The following is a 503-nucleotide window of genomic DNA, read 5'->3' as shown; positions in this document are numbered from 1 at the left end:
CACCCCGCGACATTCGCGAAATATTAAGTTGTTGAGTGGGGGAAGGTGGATTCGAACCACCGAAAGCACAGCTAACAGATTTACAGTCTGCCCCCTTTGGCCACTCGGGAATTCCCCCAAAATATTATTTTTTCAAAGCCGATAATCGGACTCGAACCGATAACCTGCTGATTACAAATCAGCTGCTCTGCCAATTGAGCCATATCGGCGAACCAGGTTTTCTTTGAAAGTGGGGCCTATAGGGCTCGAACCTATGACCCTCTGCTTGTAAGGCAGATGCTCTCCCAGCTGAGCTAAGACCCCATATTCAACTTTTAAATATCATAAAAATGATATTCAGCGACCCGGATGGGGTTCGAACCCACGACCTCCGCCGTGACAGGGCGGCGCTCTAACCAGCTGAGCCACCAGGCCAAATATCTTTCCATGTACCCTCAAAACCACATATTGAATTTCATCCACTTTTCTTACCTAAACCGTCTTGGTTAAGCCCTCGACCTATT

Annotated in this window: 4 tRNA genes; all 4 read right to left on the bottom strand. The window is 47.9% G+C overall.

Features of this window, described 5'->3' with window-relative positions:
* Positions 1–36: 36 nt before the first annotated feature.
* Positions 37–118 (bottom strand) — tRNA-Tyr (locus tag DWY84_RS12335).
* An 18-nt stretch (positions 119–136) separates the two neighbouring features.
* A tRNA-Thr gene (locus DWY84_RS12330) sits at positions 137–209 on the bottom strand.
* A 21-nt stretch (positions 210–230) separates the two neighbouring features.
* Positions 231–303, bottom strand: a tRNA-Val gene (locus tag DWY84_RS12325).
* Positions 304–340: 37 nt separating this feature from the next.
* Positions 341–414: transfer RNA gene (locus DWY84_RS12320), tRNA-Asp, on the bottom strand.
* Positions 415–503 lie beyond the last annotated feature (89 nt).

Source organism: Clostridium sp. AF27-2AA (genome assembly GCF_003478505.1).
In the GTDB taxonomy this organism is placed as follows: domain Bacteria; phylum Bacillota; class Clostridia; order Lachnospirales; family Lachnospiraceae; genus Brotaphodocola.
Note: the sequence above shows the minus strand (reverse complement) of the source record. Positions and strands in the feature narration are given on the sequence as shown.